The sequence below is a fragment of the Owenweeksia hongkongensis DSM 17368 genome, assembly GCF_000236705.1.
Lineage (GTDB): Bacteria > Bacteroidota > Bacteroidia > Flavobacteriales > Schleiferiaceae > Owenweeksia > Owenweeksia hongkongensis.
Window position 1 is genome coordinate 1,565,806 of record NC_016599.1, and the last position, 26,038, is coordinate 1,591,843.

The 26,038-nt window shown below is 41.8% G+C and carries 23 protein-coding genes; 8 read left to right on the top strand and 15 right to left on the bottom strand.

Annotated elements, in window-relative coordinates:
* Positions 1–381 precede the first annotated feature (381 nt).
* From OWEHO_RS07110 to OWEHO_RS07140, 7 genes are all read right to left on the bottom strand, one after another.
* On the bottom strand, positions 382–1,635 hold the full coding sequence (locus tag OWEHO_RS07110) for a YCF48-related protein (RefSeq protein ID WP_014201794.1): 1,254 nt from the start codon (positions 1,633–1,635) through the stop codon (positions 382–384).
* A 275-nt stretch (positions 1,636–1,910) separates the two neighbouring features.
* The gene (locus tag OWEHO_RS17835; protein WP_014201796.1) at positions 1,911–2,930 is read right to left on the bottom strand and encodes a PD-(D/E)XK motif protein; all 1,020 of its coding nucleotides are present in this window, start codon (positions 2,928–2,930) and stop codon (positions 1,911–1,913) included.
* On the bottom strand, positions 2,927–5,578 hold the full coding sequence (locus OWEHO_RS07120) for a Z1 domain-containing protein (protein ID WP_014201797.1): 2,652 nt from the start codon (positions 5,576–5,578) through the stop codon (positions 2,927–2,929). Before OWEHO_RS07120 ends, OWEHO_RS17835 begins: the two co-directional genes overlap by 4 nt.
* Before the next feature lie 3 nt (positions 5,579–5,581).
* Positions 5,582–7,189, bottom strand: coding sequence for an ATP-binding protein (locus OWEHO_RS07125; RefSeq protein WP_014201798.1), 1,608 nt, complete (start codon positions 7,187–7,189; stop codon positions 5,582–5,584).
* Between the two features lie 58 nt (positions 7,190–7,247).
* Entirely contained in the window at positions 7,248–8,843 is a 1,596-nt protein-coding gene (locus OWEHO_RS07130) for a DNA cytosine methyltransferase (RefSeq protein WP_014201799.1), read from the bottom strand.
* Positions 8,843–9,067, bottom strand: coding sequence for a helix-turn-helix domain-containing protein (locus OWEHO_RS07135; RefSeq protein ID WP_014201800.1), 225 nt, complete (start codon positions 9,065–9,067; stop codon positions 8,843–8,845). Before OWEHO_RS07135 ends, OWEHO_RS07130 begins: the two co-directional genes overlap by 1 nt.
* 76 nt (positions 9,068–9,143) lie before the next feature.
* Entirely contained in the window at positions 9,144–9,548 is a 405-nt protein-coding gene (locus OWEHO_RS07140; protein WP_014201801.1) for a very short patch repair endonuclease, read from the bottom strand.
* A 107-nt stretch (positions 9,549–9,655) separates the two neighbouring features.
* On the opposite strand from OWEHO_RS07140, the gene OWEHO_RS07145 reads away from it, so the two are divergent.
* The 5 genes from OWEHO_RS07145 to OWEHO_RS07165 all read left to right on the top strand — a co-directional run bounded on the left by OWEHO_RS07145 (position 9,656) and on the right by OWEHO_RS07165 (position 12,700).
* On the top strand, positions 9,656–10,156 hold the full coding sequence (locus tag OWEHO_RS07145; RefSeq protein ID WP_014201802.1) for a GbsR/MarR family transcriptional regulator: 501 nt from the start codon (positions 9,656–9,658) through the stop codon (positions 10,154–10,156).
* A gap of 54 nt (positions 10,157–10,210) precedes the next feature.
* A complete protein-coding gene (locus tag OWEHO_RS07150; protein ID WP_014201803.1) occupies positions 10,211–10,570 on the top strand; it encodes a hypothetical protein in 360 nt (119 codons plus the stop codon).
* 11 nt (positions 10,571–10,581) lie between these two features.
* Positions 10,582–10,980, top strand: coding sequence for a hypothetical protein (locus tag OWEHO_RS07155; protein ID WP_014201804.1), 399 nt, complete (start codon positions 10,582–10,584; stop codon positions 10,978–10,980).
* A gap of 2 nt (positions 10,981–10,982) precedes the next feature.
* Positions 10,983–11,471, top strand: coding sequence for a hypothetical protein (locus tag OWEHO_RS07160; RefSeq protein WP_014201805.1), 489 nt, complete (start codon positions 10,983–10,985; stop codon positions 11,469–11,471).
* A 71-nt stretch (positions 11,472–11,542) separates the two neighbouring features.
* Positions 11,543–12,700, top strand: a complete 1,158-nt coding sequence (locus OWEHO_RS07165) for an ATP-binding protein (RefSeq protein ID WP_014201806.1) — start codon at positions 11,543–11,545, stop codon at positions 12,698–12,700.
* A 109-nt stretch (positions 12,701–12,809) separates the two neighbouring features.
* Here the strand turns inward: OWEHO_RS07165 and OWEHO_RS07170 are convergent, their stop codons facing one another.
* From OWEHO_RS07170 to surE, 5 genes are all read right to left on the bottom strand, one after another.
* Positions 12,810–16,400: a methylmalonyl-CoA mutase family protein gene (locus OWEHO_RS07170; RefSeq protein ID WP_014201807.1), complete on the bottom strand. Its 3,591-nt coding sequence runs from the start codon at positions 16,398–16,400 to the stop codon at positions 12,810–12,812.
* 219 nt (positions 16,401–16,619) lie between these two features.
* Positions 16,620–17,792 carry a SpoIID/LytB domain-containing protein gene (locus tag OWEHO_RS07175; RefSeq protein ID WP_041627494.1) on the bottom strand — a complete coding sequence of 391 codons (1,173 nt, stop codon included), beginning with the start codon at positions 17,790–17,792 and terminating at the stop codon, positions 16,620–16,622.
* A gap of 4 nt (positions 17,793–17,796) precedes the next feature.
* Positions 17,797–18,906 carry a lipid-A-disaccharide synthase gene (lpxB, locus tag OWEHO_RS07180; RefSeq protein WP_014201809.1) on the bottom strand — a complete coding sequence of 370 codons (1,110 nt, stop codon included), beginning with the start codon at positions 18,904–18,906 and terminating at the stop codon, positions 17,797–17,799.
* 65 nt (positions 18,907–18,971) lie between these two features.
* Entirely contained in the window at positions 18,972–19,265 is a 294-nt protein-coding gene (locus OWEHO_RS07185; RefSeq protein ID WP_014201810.1) for a hypothetical protein, read from the bottom strand.
* A gap of 49 nt (positions 19,266–19,314) precedes the next feature.
* Positions 19,315–20,088 carry a 5'/3'-nucleotidase SurE gene (gene surE / locus OWEHO_RS07190; protein WP_014201811.1) on the bottom strand — a complete coding sequence of 258 codons (774 nt, stop codon included), beginning with the start codon at positions 20,086–20,088 and terminating at the stop codon, positions 19,315–19,317.
* A 96-nt stretch (positions 20,089–20,184) separates the two neighbouring features.
* On the opposite strand from surE, the gene OWEHO_RS07195 reads away from it, so the two are divergent.
* The 3 genes from OWEHO_RS07195 (at position 20,185) to OWEHO_RS07205 (ending at position 22,848) form a co-directional block, all read left to right on the top strand.
* Entirely contained in the window at positions 20,185–20,871 is a 687-nt protein-coding gene (locus OWEHO_RS07195) for a zinc metallopeptidase (RefSeq protein ID WP_014201812.1), read from the top strand.
* 316 nt (positions 20,872–21,187) lie between these two features.
* Entirely contained in the window at positions 21,188–21,559 is a 372-nt protein-coding gene (locus OWEHO_RS07200; protein ID WP_014201813.1) for a BlaI/MecI/CopY family transcriptional regulator, read from the top strand.
* Complete coding sequence (locus tag OWEHO_RS07205; RefSeq protein WP_014201814.1) at positions 21,556–22,848, top strand: M56 family metallopeptidase; 1,293 nt, start codon at positions 21,556–21,558, stop codon at positions 22,846–22,848. The genes OWEHO_RS07200 and OWEHO_RS07205 overlap by 4 nt, the downstream gene beginning before the upstream one ends.
* A gap of 225 nt (positions 22,849–23,073) precedes the next feature.
* Here OWEHO_RS07205 and OWEHO_RS07210 read toward each other — a convergent pair whose 3' ends face one another.
* From OWEHO_RS07210 to OWEHO_RS07220, 3 genes are all read right to left on the bottom strand, one after another.
* On the bottom strand, positions 23,074–24,078 hold the full coding sequence (locus tag OWEHO_RS07210) for a radical SAM/SPASM domain-containing protein (protein ID WP_014201815.1): 1,005 nt from the start codon (positions 24,076–24,078) through the stop codon (positions 23,074–23,076).
* 147 nt (positions 24,079–24,225) lie between these two features.
* Positions 24,226–25,611 carry an LruC domain-containing protein gene (locus OWEHO_RS07215; protein WP_014201816.1) on the bottom strand — a complete coding sequence of 462 codons (1,386 nt, stop codon included), beginning with the start codon at positions 25,609–25,611 and terminating at the stop codon, positions 24,226–24,228.
* Position 25,612: 1 nt separating this feature from the next.
* Positions 25,613–26,002: a hypothetical protein gene (locus OWEHO_RS07220; protein ID WP_014201817.1), complete on the bottom strand. Its 390-nt coding sequence runs from the start codon at positions 26,000–26,002 to the stop codon at positions 25,613–25,615.
* Positions 26,003–26,038: the final 36 nt, after the last annotated feature.

The following is a 26,038-nucleotide window of genomic DNA, read 5'->3' on the forward strand; positions in this document are numbered from 1 at the left end:
TCCCCTCAAGACAATTAAAAGACGTACAGAAGCAAAGCGGTAATAAATCGGGTATAATGAAAATACATTTTCGTGATGTGACCGGCTTCATTGCATCTCCGTAAAAAACAAAGCTGAACTTTCACAGGAGTGATCAGCGAATGAAGCGCAGCGCCATTGTCACACTGAGCGCAGTCGAAGTGGGCTCTGATCGCGAATGAAAGTGAAGACGTAGTTTTTGAGGAGAGGGAATGCAGCCTAGATTTTTGCTTCCTTTTTATCAATGAAAAAGGAAGAGCCCCGTGGCTTGAGCAAAAAGGAAAAGATAAAAACAATTCACCCTTCGATACGACCTCCCTGCGGTCAGTCACTCAGGGTGACGATCTGCAACACAGACAAACACTACTTCTTTACGAACCTTTTATTCACACGCTGTTTACCTTGGAAAAACTCCAAAACATAAACCCCACTCTTCAACTCCCCCACAGGAATCCGGCTCTCCCCTTCATCACTCACAACACCTTCCAGCACTCTTTGCCCATGAATGTTACAGATACTGTAAGGAGCTAGCCCATTTTCGTTAAGCTTAATGGAAAGAAAATCTGAAGCAGGGTTGGGATATAATTCAAAACCACTATTCTGCAATTCAGGAATAGATGTCAACTGTTCATTTTTATACACCTCACGCCAGGTAGCAAAATATCCTGCGGTACTGGAGGAAATACTAAAATCCACTAAACCACCTGTGGTCCATTTGGTAGAAAACTGTTTTTGCCAGCTACTGCCCCAGTCTGATGAGTAAAATAGTACACTTGTGGTATCATCGGAATCGCTACCCAATCCATAAATATGTCCATCTACTTCTTCTATCTGGTGAATAAAAAAACTGTTATCAGAAATCGCAACCTTTTGCCAGCTGTTTCCTCCATTGGTAGTACGGAGTACATAATTGTCATTTCCCACAATAAGCCCGTTTCCTGAAGATGTCATCACAAAATCAAGGGCGAAATTGCTTGCTGTGTCTTCATGAATGCTTTGCCATGAACCACCGCTATCGGTAGTTTTGAACAGCTTGAAAAGATGCCCCACAAAAGAATTGGACCTAACCAACACATAACCTTCATTGGCATCTAAAAAACGTATTCGGGTGTATTGCTCCGTTCCCCACGGGAGATTGGAAACTGAAGCTGTATCGTAAGTAAGGCCTCCATCATCTGAGTGTAACATTCCCTCCTGACTGGTGGCAAAAAACTCCATATCGCTTACCGTAGCCACATAATTGAAAACTCCTCCAGCACCTCCTACATGAATAGAATCCCAGCTAAGGCCGGCATCCATAGTTTTATAAATAGCATAAGGATAATGCACGCCATGTGGAAACCAGGCTCCGCCCACCGCATAACCTACGCTGGCATTGGCAAAGGCCATATCATGAAGGTATCCAGTAAAGTTGAGCGGAATAGAATCCCAGGTCTGCCCGCCATTGGCCGTGCGCCAAATAACACCCGGCTGGGCATACACAAAACCCGTATCGGCATTTATAAAGTGGATAGAATTAATACTCCCATGGGTGATGGTGTCAATGCGGTTCCACTGTGACTGGCCCTGAAAAGCCAAAAGAGCAAAGCATACGAGAAAGTAAATTTTTGACTTCATAGGAAGGTGTATTGGAGTAGCAAGAAATTGGGGCTTCAACTACATAGACGTGGGGAATGGAGAAAGGGTTGGGAGCTTTTATTTCTTACGTATTCAAAAAAGCAAAATGTAGACAATTCTCCGTTGTTCAGTTTTCAACATAGCTTCAAATTGGCTTGATGACAAATCAAGAACAATTTGAACTTAAACTCAAAGAGTTAAGACTCAAAGCTGGATTATCTAAAGGGTGTTTTGCCAACAAGTCAGAGATAGATCAAACTTATAACGAGCATTAGTTAAGTCATGTCAAGATATTGTTCCCATGCCGCAGACTTCAATTCATCTCCATGAATTGAAGTTAAATCTATATCATACCTCACATCTGAAATTCTAGAACTAAGTGACGTGCTAAGCATTTTTGGAATCAATCTAGGAAAATCTCCCTCAACACTATACACAAAAGCGGAGAGTATATCATATCCAGATTGGCGATAGTATTCCTCATGCAAAGGGCTGTAATTAGCTGATAGCAATAACTTGTTAAACTTAATAACTAAATCAGGACGAGACTTAAATTGAACATCTCTAATCAATTTAACCAGATCTGCTAGATTGACCCCAACTTCGCTAATTGCGGTGACCAGTTGGAAAGAGACAAAGCTAAGCTGTTTGTTTATGGGAGCCACCAATTGCTCAATTCCATTAATAGTGTGAATACGTTTACTATTTCTTGTTCCTTTCACCTCAAGACTCCAATTTGGAAAGGAAAAATCGTGTTTTTCCTGAAGCGGACCTTTCCAGCTTTCCAAAGCTTTTTGAGGATCTATTTCGCATAGTTTTTCGAGCACAAGTAATTCACAAATAAGCCCAATCTGATTGCTTTCCGAAAGAATGTCTTTATTCACTTTACCCCAGAAAGTAAGCCAATTTCGAATAACCATCTGCACTGCTATTACTGGTGCCGTACCACGTTGAAGAATCTCAGTGACTATTTCGCGTACTACTTCGGTAAATTCTTCGAGATAATCTGAAATGCTGCATGCAAGATCAATGAAACGCCTAGTAGAGCCACTGTGGAACCTATATTCGACAAGTTGAATTTCAAGACCATTGACACCCGGATCATTGAGATGCTTTGATTGTGCCTCCGGAGCCTCAATAGCCATATGGTAATTATCTAAGTGATCTCGAAAAAGGTGAATAATAACTGGATCAGCATCATCCAAGGTAATAGTGCTAGTTAGATAGCCACCGCTAACGCCATCTGGAGCTGGCAAGGTTGACCATATTTCACTTGTAAAATCTTCGAACTTCATATCAACTGTCCAAGATAACTGTTAGGTTCCTGTGGACTTTCGGGCAAAACTATAGCAATACCTAAAAGGTCAACATGTGCTGTTTTCACTCCATAATACAGATTGACCCTAACATTTGCTGAAAGGGGTAGCTGCGGCTGTATTCGCGCCCTGCTTTCTTTGGCAACTAGATATAATAGCAGCAAAGGATTTTGAGAATCTCTATTATCGTATGGACTACTAGCTCCCTCTACCAAGTCTATACGCAAGTGAGGGGACTCGGTGAGTACTCCGATGTTATACCCCTTCTCACTATACCTTCTGCTCCTACCAAGAGGATTGATCTGGAGTCCTCCAAAATCTACAGGATTAACTCCTAATGTTGGATTCGCGTTACCGACCACAGCTACACTCCATTGCGTAAGCTCGGGACTAGCATGATTAAGTCTCCGGTCAATGTATTCTAGCAGCAATTGATCAGGAAGACCAGGCCCTCCGGTACTTTCAGTGCCTGCGAAACTATAGCCATTTAAAAATTCTAGTACTATTGCACCATCTACTTTATCATTAGATAGAAATACACCTGTGTCATTAACATTGGTGAAATCCGTATCATTATCAATGGCTTCAATAAACCGACTTCCTAAATACCAGTTTTCGCGAAGCACTTCTGGTTGATCAAGAGGAAACCATATGGTTTGGTTAAGCGACTCGCTGAAAGATGTTTGCCTCATCATCGCTGCTCCCATTTTATTAGGAGCAGTTACGCTTAGGGTGCGATGATCACGAATAGCAAGTGCCATTTGCATTGGAGTAAGACCATCCTCTTCGTAGCGGTAAATTTCACTACGGAGTTCCTGCTCTACCAAAGCAAGGTGTTCGAAAAATTCCCAGATTCGGGCAGTAGTATGGATACGGGTCAAATCTTCATAGCCGTGACGGTAACCAAACCAGCGGGCCATTTGTAGGAGTGTATCGTACTGGCGACTTTCACGCAAATAATAGCTAATCATGAGCCCTTCAAGCGTTAGCCCACGTGACAACTGATTTCCACCAACAGCAATCACTTTTATTTCTTCCCCGGTAGTATAATCTAGAGTATCGTCTGAACGACTATTAAGTTCCAGCACCTGAAGCACCTGAAACACTCTATCAAGCTCGGTCCAAACCTCATTATAATCAGGCAGAAAGTTTTCGAGTTTCAAATCCCTATTGATAGCAGCGGCATTTTCCGAGTAATCATTCCACATTTCCCTCATATCATCTTTCAGTGCCGCGCTTTGAACCGCATCTCTATAACGACTTTTCAAATCTTCCATGTACCCCTCTACAATACGCTTTGCTACCGCCATTTCATCAATTATATGGGAAACATGCACCAGCATACTCATTGGCTTTTCCTTTTGTAAGCGAAGGTTTCTGACCGCACAGCCCAAAAGAAACTGATCTATTGATCGAGCCAAGCTTGTAGTAATTTCGCCTGTACGATACAACTGATTCCTCTCGGATGGAATTTGTTGGACAAAGTAATCCGAGAGATCGCCCTGAAAAATGCGGGCAGCTCCAAAGTACCCTTCAGGTTTGGGTAGCGAAACAACAAAGTTCCTCGGATAAAGATCGTCTTCCAGCCCATCATGTTCAGTAGTCAAATCGATAAGCGCATTTGCAAACGGTGTCGCTGTGTAGCCAACGTAAGTTTTACGCGAAAAATAACTCAGCAATGTGCGAATACGCTCGTTAGTACGTGTAGGATCTGCATCAGGGTCATTGGCATTCCCATCCACAGATGCCTGATCAGCCTCATCATCAATTATCAGTATTGGCATGTTTGCCCGAGCCTCTGAGTTTGCCTCAGATACATATTCTATTAATCTTTCAAGAACACGCACATTTTTCTTAACTACAGCAAGTGTTGGTGTTACTCGCTCACAATAGCCGGAAAAAAGTCCATGTGTACCCTGAAAAAAGTCACTATCCGCAGAAGTAAGCCTATTCCATGCTTTGGCAGCACCTGGCTGAGCTATGTACGCTCCCTCACTTTCTACATCCCTTATTCCTGTAAGTTCCTGATCCAATCTTACCTGGGTCTGTCTACGCAATACATTATGAATACCTGCTAGAACAACTATGAATTTGTATCCCGCATCCGCTGCTTTTGCAATTAGAGTAGTGAAATTGGCTGTTTTACCACTTTGAACATAACCTACTACCATACCCTTGTAGCTAAATTCTTTTCGAGCTGGGTTGGCTAGCTTATCCATAATACGATAGGTCGCATCATCTATACTTCTTACCACTTTAGCCGCTGAATCCGGACCGTACTTGCGGGTCAATTCGCGGGAGAGGTGATCTTCTAATCGTTTCCAGTAATAGCTGCTTTCGTCATTGTTATGGATATCCCACCATTCAGGATACCACTCTTCGTGCAGCCGAGGGTCTGATACTACTGAAACTGGAATAAGAATGGCACCATCATGTGAGCGTTTGTATTGAGTTTTTTGTAGAAATCGCTCTTCTATCGCTCGTAAGGATTCTTTATCCGGCTTTTCTCGAGTTATCGGATGAGTAACTTGTTCCAGTTCATTATTTATATCAAAAGCCTCGACCCCTACATGATTGAAGTAACCATAAAGATTTTTGGCAATTTGTTCAATGTATTGTTCTTCCATGGCTCAAAGGACTTTTTCTTCTATTAGTCGTTCCAGCGTATTTGCACAAACAGACTTGAAAGTGTCAAACAGTTGGGCATTTTGATCAGATTTGTTATATAACTCAGCAAAGGCTAGCGAAAAAATAAAAGCATCCAAAGCATCAGTTATGGCTTTATTAGTGCTACTCCTGTATACTTTTTCATAAAAAGGGTGATTGGAATTGACAATGACTTTAAAGCGCTCACCCGGGTGACATACAATCTTCCACAGTCTGCCTTTTTCGAGAGTGTCCGACACAATTTCAAAATCTTGGCTTTTACCATACTTGCTGAACTCATGTAGTTTATTGGCCAGCCATGTGCCTCTTGGATTACTCACATGCACTTCTTCTTTGCCCCCCACTTCAGAAGTATGTGTAGTGATCTTATTCTCCTGAATCAGCCCTTTTGAGATTTTGCTCACTTGGGGCGCCTTTCTACGAAAGTTATTATTGACCTTTTTCTGATCACCAGATTTGTTGTACGCAGTCTTGGCCTGCTTTACCACTATAGGATTCACTTGAGTTTTCAGGTGCTGAGCTAGGAGTTCGGGAAACTGCACCCTATTCTTATTTACTGTAATGCGAAAAAGTGCATCAAGTTCTGGGTCTATGTCTATGCTAATACGGGCCAGCTTGTCATGCTCATCCTTTGCCTTAGTAAAGTGCCAGCCCCCAAAGCGAATAATGCGGTTAGCTCGGTAGATATAATAACCCTGAGCATCGTTCCAAGAGAGCAAACCCTTGCCTTTTGTCCAAGCTTCAGAAGAAGAGAAGGCTTGCTGATTAGGCATCACCCAACCTTTAATTTGAATTGCTTTGTTATAACCATCTATATGCAATTCTTCTTGGCTAGGCTTAAGCACTACTTTATTACTATGTTCTTCTTCGCGAAGAAATGGATCCCAAGGACTGATGGGCTCTCCATTAATGCGGATATCAAATGTACCTGTAGTAGCTACTGTTCCATCCAAAAAACGGTGATATACCATACCCAAATGCAAACGCAGCCTGCTAAGTAGACGAATGAAATAGTTGCGCGCCAGCTTTCCATTTTCATATGAATGGTAATCCCTATCAATGTTAAAAACATCGTCCCAGCAAACAAGAGTTCCTTGTTCACCTATTTCTATACTTTCAAGCTCAAGTAAATCGGTAATATCACTTTCATCAAGCTGTAACAATGTCCATTTTTGTGTTTCTTCCACCTTGTCTATATCCCAGCGAAAACCACAAAGAGATGATTTGCTTTTTTTACTAATAACTGTCAATACATTACAGTGACTAAGGGAAGCTGTTTTCATCCCCATACCAAACTTCCCTAAATCTTGATCTTCGTAAGTGGTTTCGGTACCCAGACGCATTGCTTCCTCCAGTACGTCAGCTGTCATGCCGCCACCATTGTCCTGAATGCGACATACAATTGCATTGCTTGCATCAGGCTCAAACCGGATATCCACCCTATTGGCGCTTACCTTTTCTGTTATAGCATTATCGACCACATCGGCAATGGAAGAATAAAGATCGTAGCCCAAACTGCGAAGGGCATGAAAAGTCCGTGGAGCATTAGGAATGCTAATTATTTCTTTCATCTCACACTGATATTGATCTTATGGTTATAGTAGGCTGAATAATATGTTTTCAAGGCAGTTAATCTTTGGTTAGACTTTTTATTTGTTTAAATATGTCATGAACGACATTCCCAATTTGTTTTGCCAAATAAGGCGGCACAGCGTTCCCTACCTGATGAAATTGAGCCGTACGACTACCGCAAAACAGGTAATTATCAGGAAATGTCTGCACTCGAGCTGCTTCGCGCACTGTAAAGCTTCTGCACTGTGCAGGGTCATAATGAATAAAATAATGGCCGTCCTTTGAAATATGACTTGTAACTGTAGTGGCTGCTGTGTTGGGGAGTTGAACTCTGAATCTGTCATTGAACTTTCCACTTTCTGCGGAAGCGTGATCTGGCAATAGTTCTTTTTGATGCTCTGCAAAGTCTTGCATTCTAGGGAAGCGGTGATAATGCTCTGTATAGATTGCAGCAAACAAGTACCTCTTTAAATCTTGAACTAGATGAGAACGAGATTCGTGATTGCAAACCCCACCAAGCTTATCATCCTTGTACCAAGCTCTAAGCGGGTTTGTTTCTGATGGGGTATTATACTTAATGAATTCTGCACCAAAAGATGATGGTTGATTGGAAGTCTTAGGATTCTCCGCAAACCCATTCCAGCTTACGATTTCCTTCTTGAATTGCTTGGTCAGCTTTGTCCAGTTTTCATCTGTGTTTTCAACCTTCTCGTAGATATGTTTTTTTCTACCCTTGACAATACTTGATGAAATAAGACTCTTACTTATTCCACTTCTTATGATTGGTAAATCATCAATTATCGATTCTAAAGTCACTTCCTTACTGACCTTAGCCAAAACACTTGGTTGAATATCCAAATCTTTTCTAATCCCTAGTAGGATGACACGATGTCTTTTTTGAGGCACACCATACTGTTCTGACTTTATTAAATAGTCCGTGTTGTTTTCATAAAGTGGGTTCCCGTTTGCATCAAACGAATCGGGCTTCTTTGTAAGTGAATATATTTTGTATTCAGGCGAATTGTGTTCTTCGAAAACAGAACCAGGTTTTGTTAAATCCCTTAATATCCAATCGAAAACTTTTTCTTCTCCAACCTTGGCTGAGAGTAAGCCTTTTACGTTCTCCATCACAAAAACTGAGGGATGATGTTTCGCGATTATTCGGAGATACTCTTTGTATAAATATACGCGATGATCTTTTGCATCTATACCGCCAACTCTTGATCTACCAACTAATGAATAAGCTTGACAAGGCGGTCCTCCAATTAGAAGCCAATTTTTGGATTGGTTCAAAGCTTTCGATATTCTAGAGTCGATTAAATCCGATGGGAATTTTGGATTTCCGAGTTCGCACAGCCATGCTTCATTTTTTGCAATTTTTGTTTGTTTGGGATATGTGTTGAATAATGAAACTCGTTTCTCCTCTCTTTTGTCAAGGCTTGTTTCTCTCAGTAGTTCGTAATACTTTTCTGGTAGTTTTCCTTTTATAAATTGCCGTGTAAAACTTCTAAGCTCTAATGTTTGATGAGCGTTTTCATCTTTTTCAATTGAAAGCTTAATATTAAAGACCCTTTTATCATTTTCAACCAAAGAAGAAAAACCTTCACCCAGACCTCCCGGACCAGCAAATATGTCTATAACCGGAATAGACATTAAGCATTAAAGTTTAGAAGTTCATGTAGCTCAATACCGAATGTATCAGCCAATCTTTTTAGATTAAGAAGTGATACGTTCTTCTCACCTCTTTCCAATGCACCAATGTAGGTTCGGTGCAATCCTGCTTCTGCCGCCAGCTTCTCCTGAGAGAGGTTTTTCTTAATACGCCTGTCGCGCAAGGACTTACCAAATGATAATAAAAACTCGAAATCGCTATTCATAGAGTTCAAATCTACCAGCCCTCAGGTCGGTTGTCTACACTCTATAAATAGCATTTAGTAAAAAGTTAGATTTAACTTAGAAGAGCTTTTCTTTGTAACTCCCATCTTTAACCTCACACTCCCAAATCACAATAACCTTCCACCCCATTTCTTCAAGCTCGCGTTGGTGTTTTTCATCACGGGCTTTGTTTTTATAGAGCTTATCCTTCCACCATTCAGTGCGGGTTTTAGGTAGGGAGAAGTATTTGCAACCTTCATGAACATGCCAGAAACAGCCATGCACAAAAATTACTGTTTTGTATTTGGGTAAAACCAAATCAGGCTTACCGGGTAGAATTTGTCCTTTATACTTTCCATGCAGATTATAGCGGAAGCCCTGAGCATGGAGATACTTCCTCACCTTCATTTCAGGTTTGGTATCCTTACCCTTTATCCTACTCATATTGTATGAGCGCACCTCAGGTTCGTGTACATCTGCCATATCAAAAACGCTTTGCCCGAAGATAAACAATAGCCAAACTTCAAGTTAATTGAGAATAAACTTTCAATATTTATTGAAAGTTTAAAATATATTATTACTTTAGCCCCATGCAATTAGACGAAGCCAAAAATCAATTCATTCAAGCCTGGGGAGCACTGGGCAGCAGCTGGGGGATAAACCGCACCATGTCTTCTATCCACGCTTTGCTTATTGCCAGCAAAGACGCTATGACCACCGAGGAGATAATGGATACGCTAAAGATTTCGCGTGGCAACGCCAACATGAACATTCGTGCTTTGATTGAGTGGGGTTTGGTGAAAAGAGAAATGGTGGCCGGAGAAAGAAAGGAATATTTTTCTGCGGGAAAAGATGTGTGGGAAATAGCACGTCAAATTGCTAAAGAACGTGCCAAGCGCGAGTTGGAGCCGGTAACTAAAATAGTTGCAGATCTACAAACCGTAGAAGATGACAGTGAAGATGCCAAGCAGTTTAAAGAAACAATGGCCAATCTTCAGGACTTTACCTCTAAGGTAAATGGCACTCTGGATAAGTTTATCAAGTCTGACAAAAACTGGTTTTACAAATCATTGATGAGCCTTATAAAATAGAAGCAAAAAAAATTTACCTACATACTTTCAATTTTTACTGAAACTTCTGTAATTATGAATTTAAATATCCTCGCATACGGTCTTTACTTCGGCATCACTGCCTTTATCATTCTCAGAATTGGTTGGCTATTTTACCACTTTGGCGCAGTATATCTGCATGATCTTTATCCTAACCGACCTGACCTTGCCAACAGCTTAAACAGCATTTTACTAATTGGCTACTATCTGTTCAATCTCGGCTATGTAGCTCTAAACCTCAGCAGCTGGCCACAGCTACAGTCCTACTCCCACTTACTGGCTTTGCTCACCAGCAAAATCGGTTTTATCTGTCTTGCCCTCGGAGCTATTCACTTTGCCAACATGCTGTGGGTAAGACTCCTCAAAAAAGAGAATACAATAAATACTAATCTATAAATTCAATTACCATGACTACGGATTTAACAGTTACCGCCTATTTCATCTACATCCCCATAGCCCTTGTGCTCACATGGTTTGTAGCTCGCAATCTTTTCAAAAACGGACTTGTGTATATGCGCGACATCTTTAACGGAAGAGAAGAAATTGCGGTGAGTACCAATCAACTTTTCAAAACGGGTTTTTACCTTCTTAATGTTGGTTTTGCTTTATGGATCCTCAAAATGTATCAGCTGGAAAACACCCAGGAAATGATTGAGGCTTTGAGCCAAAAAATTGGTGGCTTCAGCATTTACCTCGGTGCCGTACTTTTTGTAAATCTGTTCATGTTTTTTAGAGGTAAAAAAGCGGCTCGTCAAAACAGAGAAGCAACTGAACGCAGAGCCCGCATGATTCCTAATGCTGAATAGGGATGAAAACCAAGAACAAAGCTTACGTGCAAAAAACCGCCACAATCGCCAACCTCATTGGGTTGGCGATCCCGTTCCTTTGGATAACTATTTATGTTTTGCAGCAAGCTGGGTTTCCAAATGGATTATACTGGTATCAAGATGTAGAGTACCCAATTTCTTTTCTTGTAGGATGCATGACGATGTTAGCCACAAGCTTCTCTGTTGCCGGATGTGTAGCTCAGCGCAAAATAGCCTCTAAAGCAGTGTTCATTTTTGCAAGTGTTGGCACCGCTCTACTGGCACTTACAACAGGAAGCTTTCTTGGTAGCATAGTCTTCTTTATAGAGTACCACACCGGCATTGACTATGAAGTTTCTGTTGACCTTCTGTTGAAATATATCGGGATTCCAACCTTATTTTTTGCAGTGGTGGGTGCTATCCCTGCGGGTATTTTTGGAGGAATTGGTGGCTGGTTGATTTATATAAGAAACAAACCCCAGAATTTCTGATTAGTCAATCATCTCTATAATCATCCCTGCAAATTTAAAAATTATTTTTAAATTTGCAGGGATGATTGCTTATGATACATCGCTTAATCACAGAAGAGTTTAACTATTTGCTACAGCATTTTCCGGCTGTAGGTATAGTAGGAGCACGTCAAGTAGGCAAAACTACCTTGGCCAAAAGTCACTTTGACGATAGACAAAAATTTGTATATCTCGATCTGGAAAGAAATTCGGATAGAGCCAAGCTTACAGATGCCGAACTGTTCTTACAATCCAATGAAAATAAAACGGTGATTTTAGATGAAATCCAATTTATGCCCGAGCTTTTTCCCTTGCTACGTTCGCTTATTGATGATAATCGCAGGGCTGCTCGGTTTATCATTTTAGGCTCCGCTTCACCTGCCCTGCTCAGGCAAAGTTCTGAAAGTTTAGCTGGGCGCATTGCTTACTTACTCTTGCGCCCTCTTAATTTACTGGAAGTGAAAACCACTAAAACCTGGCAAGAGACGTGGCTTTTGGGTGGGTTTCCTGAGCCTTTACTAAAATCTCAAAACCGTTTTGCCTCCACTTGGCAGCAAAATTTTATCAATAACTATATACAGCGTGATTTACCCGCTCTAGGTCTAGCCGCAAACCCAAATACAAGTTTGCGACTGCTGCAAATGCTGAGCTCTAACCAGGGTTCTACCCTAAATTTTTCCGTGCTAGCAAGATCTTTAGGAGTTAGCATGCCTTCTGTAAAAACATATTTCAGTTACTATGAAAATGCCTTCTTAGTATATAGCCTAAAGCCCTGGTCTAGCAATCTTAAAAAGCGAATTGTAAAGTCGCCTAAAGTATTTTTTACCGATACTGGAATGTTGCATCATTTGTTAGGTATAAAAAATTTTAACAGCCTGATGGGGCATCTCGCAGTAGGACATTCTTGGGAAGCTTTTGTGATAAATCAACTCATTACCGTTTTGAAACCTGATGATGAATACTACTTTTATCGTACTCAGGATGGTGCCGAAATCGATTTTTTGGTAAGGCGAAATAATAATTGGTTGCTTGCTGCCGAGATAAAACTATCCAACTCTCCCACTCTTACCAAAGGCACCCACATTGCTATGGAAGATTTAGAATTAAAGCATCTTTTTGTAATCACTCCTGAAGCTGATAATTACTACATCAAAGAGAATATTGAGGTAATTGGTTTGCTTGATATTTTGGAAAGAGTAGAGCAATGGTAAGCCCAAGCTGGCAAAAAAAAAGGAGGACTCTCGTCCTCCTTTATATCTCAAAAGCTCATCCTTCGATACAACCTCTCTTCGGTCGGTCACTCAGGATGACATTCGTGTATTACATATTTCTACGGTACTGCCCACCTACCTCAAACAAGGCATTGGTGATTTGGCCTAGTGAACAGAACTTCACTGCTTCCATCAGTACATCAAACATATTTTCATTATGAATAGCTGCTTCCTGAAGACGCTTTAGCCATTTACCGGTAAGGTCTTCGCCACGCTTGTGAAGGCGACCCAACATATCTATCTGGTATTGTTTTTCTTCTTCCGTAGCGCGGATTACTTCACCCGGACGAACCGTTGGTGAACCTTCAGAACTCAAGAAAGTATTCACACCTATAATTGGGAATTCACCTGTGTGCTTAAGGGTTTCGTAATACAGGCTTTCTTCCTGAATCTTTCCACGCTGATACATGGTTTCCATGGCACCAAGAACGCCTCCCCTTTCGGTAATGCGGTCAAATTCTGCCAAAACAGCTTCCTCTACCAAGTCGGTCAATTCTTCAATAATGAAACTTCCCTGTGTTGGGTTTTCATTTTTGGCAAGACCTAATTCCTTATTGATAATCAGCTGAATCGCCATCGCTCTTCTCACGCTTTCCTCAGTTGGGGTGGTAATCGCCTCATCATAGGCATTGGTGTGTAGCGAGTTACAGTTATCATAAATAGCATACAAAGCTTGAAGCGTGGTACGGATATCGTTAAACTGAATTTCTTGAGCATGCAGCGAACGACCCGAAGTTTGAATGTGGTATTTCAACATCTGAGCACGAGCATTGGCACCGTACTTTTCCTTCATGGCTTTCGCCCAAATTTTACGCGCAGCACGTCCAATCACCGCGTATTCCGGGTCGATTCCATTAGAGAAGAAGAAACTCAAGTTTGGTCCAAACTCGTTGATGTCCATTCCGCGGCTCAGGTAATATTCCACGTAAGTGAAACCATTGGCCAAAGTAAATGCCAACTGCGTAATTGGATTGGCTCCCGCTTCTGCAATGTGATATCCCGAAATAGAAACTGAGTAGAAGTTTCTAACCTTTTTGTCAATAAAGCTTTCCTGAACGTCACCCATCAGGCGAAGGGCAAATTCAGTAGAGAAAATACAGGTGTTTTGTGCCTGATCTTCTTTCAAAATATCCGCCTGAACGGTACCACGAACGGTAGCCAGCGTTTTAGCTTTTATCTCATTGTACACTTTTGCATCCAAAACCTGATCTCCGGTAATACCGAGAAGCATCAAACCAAGGCCAGCGTTTCCAGCTGGAAGATCTCCGTTTACAGCAACTCCAGAAAGGGTTTTGGTAGTATCCTCCCCCCCGCTGCGCGTACCCCCTCCAGCGGGGGACACATCATCATCGCCATGCATGGCTTCTTCGCTGCGGGCAGCAATGGCGCCTTGGTATTGTGGCCGTTGAAGACCGTTGTCATCATAAATTTCTTTTAACTTTTTATCCACCTCAGCTTCCAGCCCGTTTTCACGGATATACTTTTCGCACTGCTGATCGATAGCGGCATTCATAAAGAAAGCCAAAAGCATAGGCGCAGGACCGTTAATCGTCATACTCACAGAAGTGGTAGGCGCACAAAGGTCAAAACCTGAATATAGTTTTTTGGCATCGTCAAGGCAGCAAATGCTCACCCCTGAGTTACCAATCTTTCCGTAAATATCTGGTCGGTGATCTGGGTCATTCCCGTAAAGGGTAACCGAGTCAAAAGCAGTACTTAAACGCGCAGCAGGCATATCCTGGCTCACATAGTGAAAACGTCTGTTGGTACGCTCTGGGCCACCTTCTCCGGCAAACATCCTCGTGGGATCTTCACCCGTTCTTTTGAATGGGTAGATTCCCGCTGTGTATGGAAATTCTCCTGGTACATTTTCCTGAAGGTTCCATTGAAGTAAATCTCCCCAAGCTGTGTAGCGAGGCAATGACACTTTCGGAACCTGAGTGTGACTCAAGGATTCCGTGTGTGTTTTTATTTCAATCTTTTTGTCCCTTACGGTAAAAGTGTACACCTCATCCTTGTACTTTTTCACCTTTTCTTCCCAATGCACCACGATGTCCCAGTTGTGCGGGTCGAGGTCTTTTTTTACTTCCTTGAATTTGGTGATAAGAGAAGAAATTATGTCTTCGTTTTCACCCTTCGATACAGAGCTTCCTGCGTCAGCCCCACTCAGGGTGACATTCCCCATTCCGTCAGGCTGAGCGGAGTCGAAGCCTTTCAACAAATCCGGGCCACCAAAAGTAAGTACCGCTTGGTACAAGCCATATAGCTTTTGTGCTACAGCAGATTGATCTTTGGCTTTCTTATCATAAGCACGGTTTCCTTCAGAAATTTCAGAGAGGTAACGTGTACGATTTGGTGGAATGATGAAAATCTTTTCACTCATCTCCTCGCCACTTTGAAAGCTGGTTTTTAATTGCTCAGCGCCTGTGCGCTCTACAATTTTGTCCATCAATGAACGGTACAATTGGTTTGTACCCGGATCATTAAACTGGCTGGCGATACTTCCAAAAACAGGCATCGTCTCCGGGTCTTTATCCCAAAGCTGATGATTGCGCTGGTATTGTTTTTTTACATCGCGTAAAGCGTCCAAAGCTCCACGTTTGTCAAATTTGTTAAGTGCAATAATGTCTGCAAAATCAAGCATGTCGATTTTCTCCAACTGAGTAGCAGCACCATATTCAGGGGTCATCACATATAGTGAAACATCACTGTGTTCAATGATTTCGGTATCACTTTGACCAATACCCGAAGTTTCCAAAATGATTAAATCATAATTGGCAGCCTTCAAAATATTCACCGCTTCCTTTACGTGCTTGCTTAGCGCCAAATTACTTTGACGGGTAGCCAATGAGCGCATGTAAACACGGTCATTGCGAATGGCGTTCATGCGAATACGGTCACCCAAAAGAGCTCCACCCGTTTTACGCTTGGATGGATCTACAGAAATAATAGCGATGGTTTTATCTTCAAAATCCATCAAAAACCTGCGAACCAACTCATCTACCAAAGAAGACTTTCCGGCACCACCGGTACCTGTAATACCCAAAACCGGGGTTTTTACTTCTTCCGCTTTTTTATCAATAATGTCAAGAATTTCCTTGCTCTCTTCCATGTAGTTTTCGGCAGCCGAAATAAGACGGGCAATAGCGGGCTTAAACTTTTCGTCAAGCTGATTCACCTCACCGTTTATATCATTTCCGGTAGGATAATCTGCCTGCTCCACCATATCGTTAATCATTCCCTGAAGGCCCATTTCGCGGCCATCGTCAGGTGAATAAATACGATCAATGCCATAAGCATGAAGCTCCTCAATTTCTTCAGGAAGGATAACTCCACCGCCACCACCAAAAATCTTGATGTGTCCGGCTCCCTTTTCCTTTAGTAAATCGCGCATGTATTTAAAATACTCAATGTGCCCACCTTGGTAAGATGTCATGGCAATGGCCTGCGCATCTTCTTGAATAGCGGTGTTCACCACTTCCTCTACAGAACGGTCGTGACCAAGGTGAATCACCTCGCAGCCAGTAGATTGAATGATACGTCTCATGATATTGATAGCCGCATCGTGGCCATCAAAAAGTGAGGCTGCCGTAACAATTCGAACTTTATTCTTAGGGGTATATGGAGCTGTTTGTTGCATATCGTGATTTTTAAAGGATGGCAAAGGTAAGCAATGGTGTGGCTAGCCGCCAAACGTGGAATTGGTTGATTGGGGAATTAGTTGAAATGTCCACCCTCGCCCTTCGGGCACTCCCGCCAGCGGGAGACAAAACCCTATCCCCCTCTGGAGGGGGTGGCTGAAAGCTGGGGGAGGACCAGTTAACTTTTTAACCAATTGACCAGTCAACTAATTAACTTATCAACTATCCCCCAGATGCTCAATACACTCCAGCTCCACGTCAGAAAAGTAGAACTTTAAAATTTCGCGGTAGTTGTAGCCTCGCTTGTCCATTTCCATGGCGCCATCTTGTGAAAGGCCCACTCCATGGCCGTAGCCATTACCTTTTAAGATTAGGTTACTACCCGATTCCTGAACAGTAAAATAGGTGGAGCGTAAGCGAAACTTTGTCCGGAGACTGGTCAGTTTAAGACGTTTTCCTTTGTATTCAAAGTAGGCAACTCTTCCATTTCTTTGGTCAAAGTTGAGCCAGGCTTTGTGTAAATGAACATCATTAGAAACGCCCATTTTGCTTGCCACATATCCGTAAAATTCTGATTTGGAAACTGTTTTTTCCCAATTGTAACTTCCTACATTCAGACTAAAAGTATCACGTTGTGGCTTTAAATATTCAATAGCTTTTGACCAAGCATGATCTGACCCCACAGTGTATCCACCACTATTGGCATGAAAAACACCAAGTATAGGCTCGCAATCATAGGTTACAATTACGGTGTCTTTAGTGCAATCCACCGCGTCTTGAATTGCTGCAGAATAACGATAATGCGCTTTGGAAAAATACACCTGAGATGTAACATCATCTTTCAGGTTGTAACCATCGCGTATGTGTTTGTTCCAATTTCGTAAAACAAAAGTGCGCGCCAAAACCGCTTGAGCCTTAAAGTATTCCGGGTTCAACTCATGCCCACCTTCACTTTCTACTACGCCCCCCACATAATCTTCTATATCTACAATATTTACCACCTGCACATAGCCATCATAAATTCTTAGCTGCAAATCGCCATGATAAACGCGCCATTTGCCGGCTGCATAAATTCTAAACTCCTTTTTGGGATCCTTGCTACGAATGAGCACTGCATCATAAATTCCAAGATTGTTATCACCCTTTTTGGCTTGCACATCTTTACCATATCTGATGATGGAAAGTTTACGGTTTTCCTCTTCCTCAAATACATCAAGCACCGTATCAATCGGTCGAAGCTTATCATCCAAAGCAATAAGATAATACGCTCCCGTATCAGGAATGATGGTAGCCGAAGTCAGATTATCTGTAGAGAACAAACGAATCTTCACATCCAAAGCCCAAAGCGATGGGCTGAGGAAAAGGGTTAATATGAGTAGCTTGAGTTTCATTATTCTACGCTCCAACTTCTTCCACAATAATCTTAGCTGCCCTTTGCGAAGCCCCCGGTCCACCGAGTAGTTCCTTTAGCTTTTTATACTCTTCGGTAAAATAGCCCTTGTTGCTAATGCACTTTTCCAGCTCCTTTTGAAGCTTGGCAACATTCATATCGGCCTGTATCATTTCCTTCACCACTTCCTTATCCGCAATAAGATTTACCAAAGAGATATAATTCACTTTGATTAACTGACGAGCAATGTGGTACGAAATCCAATTGCCTTTATAGCACACCACTTCAGGAACTTCAAAAAGTGCTGCTTCTAAAGTTGCGGTGCCTGAGGTTACCAATGCGGCATCGGCAATTTCAAATAAATCGTAAGTCTTCCCTGAAAGGGTAGCCACATCTTTTAAGTCTGCTACTTTTTTGTAAAAATGTAAATCCTGAGATGGCGCCATGGCCAACACCAATTGGTGGTCTTTAAACTTGCGCCCGGCCTTTAGCATGGTAGGCAACATACTTTGTATTTCCTGCTTTCGGCTTCCGGGAAGAATGGCAATCACAGGCTTGCTTGGATCAAGGCCCAATTCTTTTTTGTGCTCTTCGGGCTTAAGATTTTCACGTCTTTCGATGGCGTCAATAAGTGGGTGTCCCACAAAATCAACCTCCATATCAAAGCGTGCATAAAAGTCTTTTTCGAAGGGAAGTATACAAAGCATTCTGTCCACATCTCGCTTTAGCTTGTGCACTCTGTTTTGCTTCCAGGCCCAAATTTGTGGCGAGATATAATAAATCACCTTGATGCCTTCTTTCTTGGCCCATTCGGCAATTCGCATATTAAAACCAGGGTAATCAATAAGGATAAGAGCATCAGGCTTGTAAGCCTTAATATCTTCTTTGCAAAACTTAAGGTTGCTCACTATCGTGCGGATATTGAGCACCACTTCTACAAAACCCATAAAAGCTAAATCGCGGTAATGCTTGCGCAGCAAACCGCCCACAGCCTGCATGCGGTCACCACCCCAAAAGCGGAAATCGGCCTGAGCATCCTGGGCTGCAAGCTCACGCATTAGGTTGGCACCGTGTAGGTCGCCACTGGCTTCTCCGGCTATGATGTAGTATTTCACAAGTATATTTTGAAACTATAAAATTAGCCCCTGAGGGGCATCTTAAATCATTAAGGCGAAAAAGATTATAACAGAAACCTGTAGATAAAAATCACCACCAAATAAACCACACTGATGGAGAGAATGCCGCGCCCGATTTCTTCTTTATCAAACTTTAGACTGAGGAAAAACAGACCTGCATTGATGATCATCCCAAGGGTGATAATCTGCACATTTACCTGCTTGATAATGTCACCTTCAAAACGCTGAATGCCCACCAGCTCTGGACGAGATTCTATCATTAATAAAATTCCGAGCAGTGGCATCAACAAACCGATGACTAAACCCAGCAGCCACTGTGGCGAAAGATTTTTGAACATGTATGTGTGATTTTTTTAAACTAACGAAAAGGCAATTGCAAATATTGGGCTACAAATCCCAATCGTTTAATTCGTTGATAAGATGGTGGGCGGTGATGTCGCTATTTACGGGAACCACCGAAATGTAATAATTGGCCAGCGCCCACTCATCGGTGTCCTGCCCTTTGTCATAATCTACAAACTTGCCGGTAAGCCAGTAGTAATTTCGGCCACGCGGATCGGTGCGAGAGTCAAACTCCTCTTCCCAGTTGGCTTTTGCCTGACGGCACACTTTTACACCTTTGTACTCTTCACCGGTATGCTTGGGAATATTCACGTTGAGGCAAGTACCATAGGGCAAACCTTCCTTTAGAGTTTTGGCGGCTATTTCCTTGATATATTTCTGAGCGGGTTTAAAATTCGCTTCCCAGCTAAAGTCAGAAAGTGAAAAACCGATAGACGGAATTCCTTCCAAAGAGCCTTCTACCGCTGCCGACATCGTTCCTGAATAAATCACGTTGATGGAAGAATTACTTCCGTGATTGATACCGGACACCACTAAGTCTGGTTTGCGATCAAGCACCACATTTACTGCCAGCTTGACACAATCCACAGGTGTACCTGTACAGCTATATTCTGTCTGTGGACCCTCTTCAATTTTTATTTCATCACAGCGCAAAATACCATTGATGGTAATGGCGTGACCCATCCCGGATTGTGGTCCATCAGGCGCAACTACCACTACTTCACCTAGTTCGTTCATGGTTTCCACCAAATGGCGAATACCCGGTGCTGTGATTCCATCATCGTTACAAACTAAGATCAGTGGTTTTTTATCGGCCATATCTGTTATTTTGGGTAAAACTATTATTTATAAAGCAATTGAAGGGGCACGCAATTTGATATTTTTACACCAGTAAATTTTAAAACAATCTGAACGATGATAATTATTCTCTTGGCTTTTATGGCGATTGGCTTTATAGTACAAATGCGCCTAAAGAGTAAGTTTAAAAAATATAGCGAAGTTGGCTTGGCCAACGGGCTAAGCGGCCGCGAGATTGCCGAAAAAATGTTGGCTGATAATAATATTCACGATGTACGCGTGATTTCTACTCCCGGCCAGCTTACCGACCATTACAATCCTGCAAACAAAACTGTAAACCTTAGTGAAGCAGTTTACGAACAACGAAACATTGCCGCTGCTGCCGTTGCTGCCCACGAATGTGGACACGCTGTGCAACATGCTACCGCTTATAGCTGGTTGCAATTCCGTTCGGCCATGGTACCTATCGTGAGCTTTAGCTCCAAGGCTATGGGTATTGTTTTCCTATTGATGATTTTAGGTTCTGCCTTTGTGCACCTATTTCCATTGGACACAGTTCTATGGACGATGATTTTCCTACAAGGAGCCATTACATTATTTACTGTAGTTACCCTTCCGGTGGAATATGACGCGAGTAATCGTGCACTGGTTTGGTTAGAAACCACTGGCACCGCCACCCCAAGTGAGCACGCACAAGCAAAAGACGCTCTTAATGCTGCCGCTAATACTTATTTGGTAGCTGCTTTGGCTTCTATCACTCAGCTGGCTTACTATGTAATGCTATTGATGGGAAGTCGAGACTAAGCTTCATTGAAGCTTTTAAAATATTTAGCCCTGTCAGAGTTTCAAACTCTGACAGGGTTTTTTCTTTTATCCACCTCCGCCCTACGGGGACCTCTACTTCCCCGAAAGCTTTCGGGGTCAGCACAGGCTCTCTGCGGAGGACAAGCAACACCCAGTCAGTCCGAGCGGAGTCGAGGCCCCATCTTGACACTTTCTTTTATCCCCTCTCGACTCCGCTCGGGGAAACTTTCCTAAATGTCTAAATTAAAATTTCAAACTAAACAATTAGTTTAAACTAAAATTTTAGTTACATTAGCTCCAGCAAAATATTTAAAGCATGGAAATCAAGGAGCTAACAAAAGCAGAAGAAGAGATAATGCAAATCCTGTGGGAACTGGATGGTGGCTTTGTGAAAGACATCATTGCAGAAATATCTGAGCCGAAACCTGCCTACAATACCGTTTCTACCATTGTTAGAATTTTGGTACAAAAAGAAATGGTGGACCACACCTCACACGGAAAATCGCACCGCTACCATCCTCTGATCACCAAAGAAGAATACAGCAAATACAAAATGGACAATCTGATGAGTGGCTACTTTGAAGGCTCATTCAGCAACATGGTTTCCTTTTTTGTAAAGAAGAAACAGCTCAACACCAAAGAACTTGATGACATTCTTAAAATAATCGAAAACAATAAGGAATCATGAATACCCTCCTCATCATCCGCTTTGTAGCCTTTTCAGGGATGCTTTATCTACTTTATATCTTGGTATTTAAGCGCTTTAGCTTTTTTGCAGGAAACCGTTGGTTGTTACTTTCTATCCCCTTGATATCGTTTGTCATTCCTTTAGTTGCGCCACAGTTTACCAATAGCGTTGCGCCCGCTCTCGCCACTTTTCAGTTGGAAGAAATTATCCTGAATACTACAGCCTCACCAATAGAAGAAACTACAAATTCCACCAACTGGCTGCTTCTCTCCTATTTTGCAGGATTCTCAATCATGACCCTGCTCCTTATAATAGGACTCGCCAAAGCGTTTCAAATAAAAAGAAAGGCGGTTGAGAAAACCGGCAACATCTATTATTCATCCAATATTTCCAGCGCCTACACTTTTTTCAAGAGCATCATTATTCCGCTTTCGCTAAAAGGGCATAAAGACATTGATACTATTATAAAACACGAGCAGGTGCATGTTCGCCAATGGCACGGGCTGGACAATCTCTACTTTCAAATTATTACAGCCCTCGCCTGGTTCAACCCATTTATACACCTACTGGCAAAAGAGCTAAGGCAAACCCATGAGTGCCTGGCTGATGAAGAAGCTGTAGAAAAAACATCACGTGAAGAGTATGCACACCTCCTTCTGAGCAGTGCATTTGGCAATGAACTCAATTTCCCGTTGGCCGCGGGAACTGCCACTCCTTTTTTTAATTCAAGTTTAATTAAAACACGTATTACCATGATTTACAAATCGAAAACAAACAGACATTTTAAATGGGCTTATTTGGCTCTTCTGCCCATGCTGGCGGCTATGACGCTTTATTCTTGTGATAAAGTGAAAGAAGAAAAGTCAGTAAGTGCACAACATGAAGAAAAAACGACTCCCATTTCTTTTGCAGATGTAGAACAGGTGCCACTTTTTGAAGGCTGTGATGCTAATTTATCCAATGATGAAGCAAAAGCCTGTTTCCAACAAGGTATTATGAAGTACATTGGAAATAACTTCGAATATCCTAAAACAGCCTCCAAGCTAGGTATTGAAGGAAAAGTGTACGTGCAATTTATAATTGCTAAAGATGCTTCCATTGAAGACGTGGAAGTACTCAAAGGGCTTTCGTATGAAGAAGACAATATTGAGCAAAAATCCGCAGTGGACGAGGCTCATGAGGAAATAAGTAAACTCATTGCTTCCATTCCTCTTACCGCCCCAGCCTATAAAGGAGGAAAAAAGGTAGCGATGTCTTTTATAATCCCCATCAACATGAAGCTTAAATGAAATGTAACAGTGATTCCTTTACTTAATGAAGGTTCGCAGCAATTGAAATTAATATAGCTTTAATCTTAGCAGGTTTAAACTTCCAGCTTCGTCAGTCCGAGCAAAGTCGAGGACCCTCACAGATACTGCCCCTCGACTCCGCTCGGGGAGACTCTCGTGGAAGTATAAAAAGTGAGAATTAGAAATAGTAAACCCTGACCAGTTTAAAAACTCGTCAGGGTTATTTTAAAAACTCACACAGTTTTTACAAAGATCCAACTCATCCTTGCGACCATCGTGTAAAAGATGAACATAGCGCAAGCGCTGCTGTCCTTTGTAAACATCATAAAGGGTGTCTTTCAAAATATTCCCAACCACGCCTTCACTGTTCAAATCGTTGCAGCACACGCTCACATCACCATTTGGCAAAATTACCATTTGCTTCATCAGTAGGTCGCAGCCCTTTTTATTTACTTTTTGCTTTTCGCCAATATCCACCTGTCCGCCCCAATCGTGTAGCCTGCGGTATTCCACAGAATCCAACATCTGAGTAATTTCTCTAAACTCAGGATGCATCCATGTATCATTAAGAGGGTGCGGAGCCATTACAATACTAATCCCAAATGTTTTGCATTCTGGGTGAAGGTCTTTTTTAAGGTTTATAAAATCCTTTACGTTTCTAGAAAATTTCTCCCATTTGGCGTTTACACGCACATCCTCAAATGCTTCTGGTGAACCTCCATCCAAACTAAAGCCTACTTCATCCAACACTTTCAAACTCAGTATTTCTCGCGCCAATTTGGAACGCAAAAGCATCCCATTGGTGAGCAATACTATTTTAGGAAAAGGCCTGTCCATTGCTTTAAAAAGAGTTTGGTAATACTTAATGCGCTCAAACAACTTGAGTTTATTGGGATGCATCAAAGTTTCGCCACCATTATATAGGTTGATGGTTTTAACTCTTTCAAAACGATTTTCGTGCAAGAGGTTTTCAAACAATGTATCGAGTACCTTCAAACTCATATAAGTTTTGGGCTTCAAGTGATCTAAAGCACAAAACTTACACCTAAGATTGCAATTGCTACAAAATTCAAGGTTGATTTCGGTAATTGAAGCGGTCTCCGTTTTGAACTTGCCATAATACCTTTGGTACTGATAATTGTACTTCAGCTCCTGACCTTTTTTTATGGCTTTCCATATCAAGGGCTTATCGGCAGCTAGGCTTTTAAATTTTCGCTTCAATTCTGACATGAAACAAAACTAGTCCGTTTTGACCTCTCAAAAAATGACAAAGGTCAGTTTTGATTGTAAACCAAAAAACCCCGACCTCTTTCGAGATCGGGGTTTGTATTAATTAAGCTCAAGCCGTTTAAGTATATTCGAGCAATAAATAGTTACCTAGTAAATCTTTGCACTATTTCTGTAAGTTCCTTCAGTAGTATTGGTGTGCCAGTCTTGGTATGAATTTCCACCACTTTGTGCCCAGCTAGCGAATTTCAAAAAGGCTTCTACTATATCTGTTTTCTCTACTGCATAATCAGTTGCGGAAGTAGATATTGCCCATGGAAAACCATCTACAGACACATAAGTATCCCCACTATTCAAGTTGGTGGCATCTGCCATAGTTCCAAAAAGTGATACATCTGCAAGGCTTGTTGGGGCCATACCGATTTCATGAATTTCATGGCTTCTATCTGTTGTTCTAAAGCTAAAGAAGTTGTAGTTAAGATCAGCCAACGCTAGATTACTGTTTTTTGCAAATTCGATAGTAACCGTAATAATATCGCCTGTACCTACAGGATCTCCGGCAACTGTATTAAAGAAAGATCCACCTCCCCAGGTTATCACTTTATTTACATTGTCAAATACCGGAATTACTGCATGGGTTTGGCCATTTTCTGTACCATTTGCTCCTAGCATCATTACATTTCCTGAAACATCACTACCATTTACACTTACCACATCAGATGGGTTGATTCCATTTAACTCTAAGCCCCAACCTTGTGCAATTGATCCACCAGCAGCTTTTACCTGTGCCTCTATCACCAAATAGCGAAGGTCATTATCTGCATCTGTAATGGCTTCTCTTTTAGCTGAAACTACTAAGTCGTTAAAATCAAAATCGCCATAGGCAGGGAAAAGATCTTCGTACATAAAGGTGGTAGATGGCACCACAGAGCTGTAGGCCTTAGTAGGATCGTTTGGATAATCATCTACATCATCGCAAACACCATCAGAATCGGTATCAGCACATGGCGCAACTGTAGAAACGTTGCAACCTGTAGAAGGAGCTGTGTATGTGGCGTTAGTTATATTAATAGAGTGTAACACCAAAGTTCCACCACCAATTAAGTTTCGAATAACAATGTGTGGGCGGTAAAAACCACTAGCTGCCCCGCTATGAACTGTAATAGTTTGACGCTGCGAACTTCCAGTAAAATGCACTGTCTGAATATGATTAAAAGACCCTCCTGGGGTAACCAAATAAGCATCTACCGAGTTTGAGCTAGCAGCAGTCAGTTCTATTGTTATCACATACCCTGTGTTCAACTGCATTACAGGCATCATCATCTGCAAGTAAGATAGATCTGGAAGAACACCATCTAAATTTGCGTCATAAACGCTTCCATTACCTACCATAAAACAACCTGAATTGCTCGTGTAGTAAGGTGTCGAAAACGGGTTTAGATTAGAAGTACTTGAAAAATCATGACTAAACTGAGCGTTAGAGATTCCTCCAAATACAAGAGCCAATAGGCCTATATAAATCATTTTAGCTTTCATCTTAAATAGAATTTAGAGTTACTACGTTTCCTGATACTGATAAGGCTTTTCTTGTACCGCTAGCATTTACCAAAAACAATTCTTTGGTTCCATCAACTATATCAAACGGCATTTCCAAACCCTTGGAAAGATCAACATTGTATTTTAGAAGTGTTACTTCGTCTTTATTTTGAATAGTAATTAATGTCATGGCTTGAGAAGGCAATCCTTCATGAGCCGGTACTTTAAGAGTTACTGTTTTCAATTCAGAAAAATCAAAACCTTCGGGTACGTTTAACTCTTGAAAAGAAGTAACTGACTCATCATAATTCCCTTGAATTTTCTGCTCCTCTTTTGAACAGCTGACCAATGCGATAGCTGAAATCGCGGCAACAATCAATGCTTGCTTCATAGTATTTGTTTTTAGTTGAATTTATAAAACGAGGCA

Coding starts and splice junctions, on each gene's coding strand:
- OWEHO_RS07145 (WP_014201802.1), top strand. CDS start 9,656: ATGCAATTAGACGAAGCCAAAAATCAATTCATTCAAGCCTGGGGAGCA.
- OWEHO_RS17835 (WP_014201796.1), bottom strand. CDS start 2,930: ATGAAGTTCGAAGATTTTACAAGTGAAATATGGTCAACCTTGCCAGCT.
- OWEHO_RS07195 (WP_014201812.1), top strand. CDS start 20,185: ATGATAATTATTCTCTTGGCTTTTATGGCGATTGGCTTTATAGTACAA.
- OWEHO_RS07150 (WP_014201803.1), top strand. CDS start 10,211: ATGAATTTAAATATCCTCGCATACGGTCTTTACTTCGGCATCACTGCC.
- OWEHO_RS07110 (WP_014201794.1), bottom strand. CDS start 1,635: ATGAAGTCAAAAATTTACTTTCTCGTATGCTTTGCTCTTTTGGCTTTT.
- OWEHO_RS07175 (WP_041627494.1), bottom strand. CDS start 17,792: ATGAAACTCAAGCTACTCATATTAACCCTTTTCCTCAGCCCATCGCTT.
- OWEHO_RS07200 (WP_014201813.1), top strand. CDS start 21,188: ATGGAAATCAAGGAGCTAACAAAAGCAGAAGAAGAGATAATGCAAATC.
- OWEHO_RS07205 (WP_014201814.1), top strand. CDS start 21,556: ATGAATACCCTCCTCATCATCCGCTTTGTAGCCTTTTCAGGGATGCTT.
- OWEHO_RS07130 (WP_014201799.1), bottom strand. CDS start 8,843: ATGTCTATTCCGGTTATAGACATATTTGCTGGTCCGGGAGGTCTGGGT.
- OWEHO_RS07135 (WP_014201800.1), bottom strand. CDS start 9,067: ATGAATAGCGATTTCGAGTTTTTATTATCATTTGGTAAGTCCTTGCGC.
- OWEHO_RS07215 (WP_014201816.1), bottom strand. CDS start 25,611: ATGAAAGCTAAAATGATTTATATAGGCCTATTGGCTCTTGTATTTGGA.
- OWEHO_RS07165 (WP_014201806.1), top strand. CDS start 11,543: ATGATACATCGCTTAATCACAGAAGAGTTTAACTATTTGCTACAGCAT.
- OWEHO_RS07120 (WP_014201797.1), bottom strand. CDS start 5,578: ATGGAAGAACAATACATTGAACAAATTGCCAAAAATCTTTATGGTTAC.
- OWEHO_RS07160 (WP_014201805.1), top strand. CDS start 10,983: ATGAAAACCAAGAACAAAGCTTACGTGCAAAAAACCGCCACAATCGCC.
- OWEHO_RS07170 (WP_014201807.1), bottom strand. CDS start 16,400: ATGCAACAAACAGCTCCATATACCCCTAAGAATAAAGTTCGAATTGTT.
- OWEHO_RS07155 (WP_014201804.1), top strand. CDS start 10,582: ATGACTACGGATTTAACAGTTACCGCCTATTTCATCTACATCCCCATA.
- OWEHO_RS07210 (WP_014201815.1), bottom strand. CDS start 24,078: ATGTCAGAATTGAAGCGAAAATTTAAAAGCCTAGCTGCCGATAAGCCC.
- OWEHO_RS07140 (WP_014201801.1), bottom strand. CDS start 9,548: ATGGCAGATGTACACGAACCTGAGGTGCGCTCATACAATATGAGTAGG.
- OWEHO_RS07220 (WP_014201817.1), bottom strand. CDS start 26,002: ATGAAGCAAGCATTGATTGTTGCCGCGATTTCAGCTATCGCATTGGTC.
- OWEHO_RS07185 (WP_014201810.1), bottom strand. CDS start 19,265: ATGTTCAAAAATCTTTCGCCACAGTGGCTGCTGGGTTTAGTCATCGGT.
- surE (WP_014201811.1), bottom strand. CDS start 20,088: ATGGCCGATAAAAAACCACTGATCTTAGTTTGTAACGATGATGGAATC.
- OWEHO_RS07125 (WP_014201798.1), bottom strand. CDS start 7,189: ATGAAAGAAATAATTAGCATTCCTAATGCTCCACGGACTTTTCATGCC.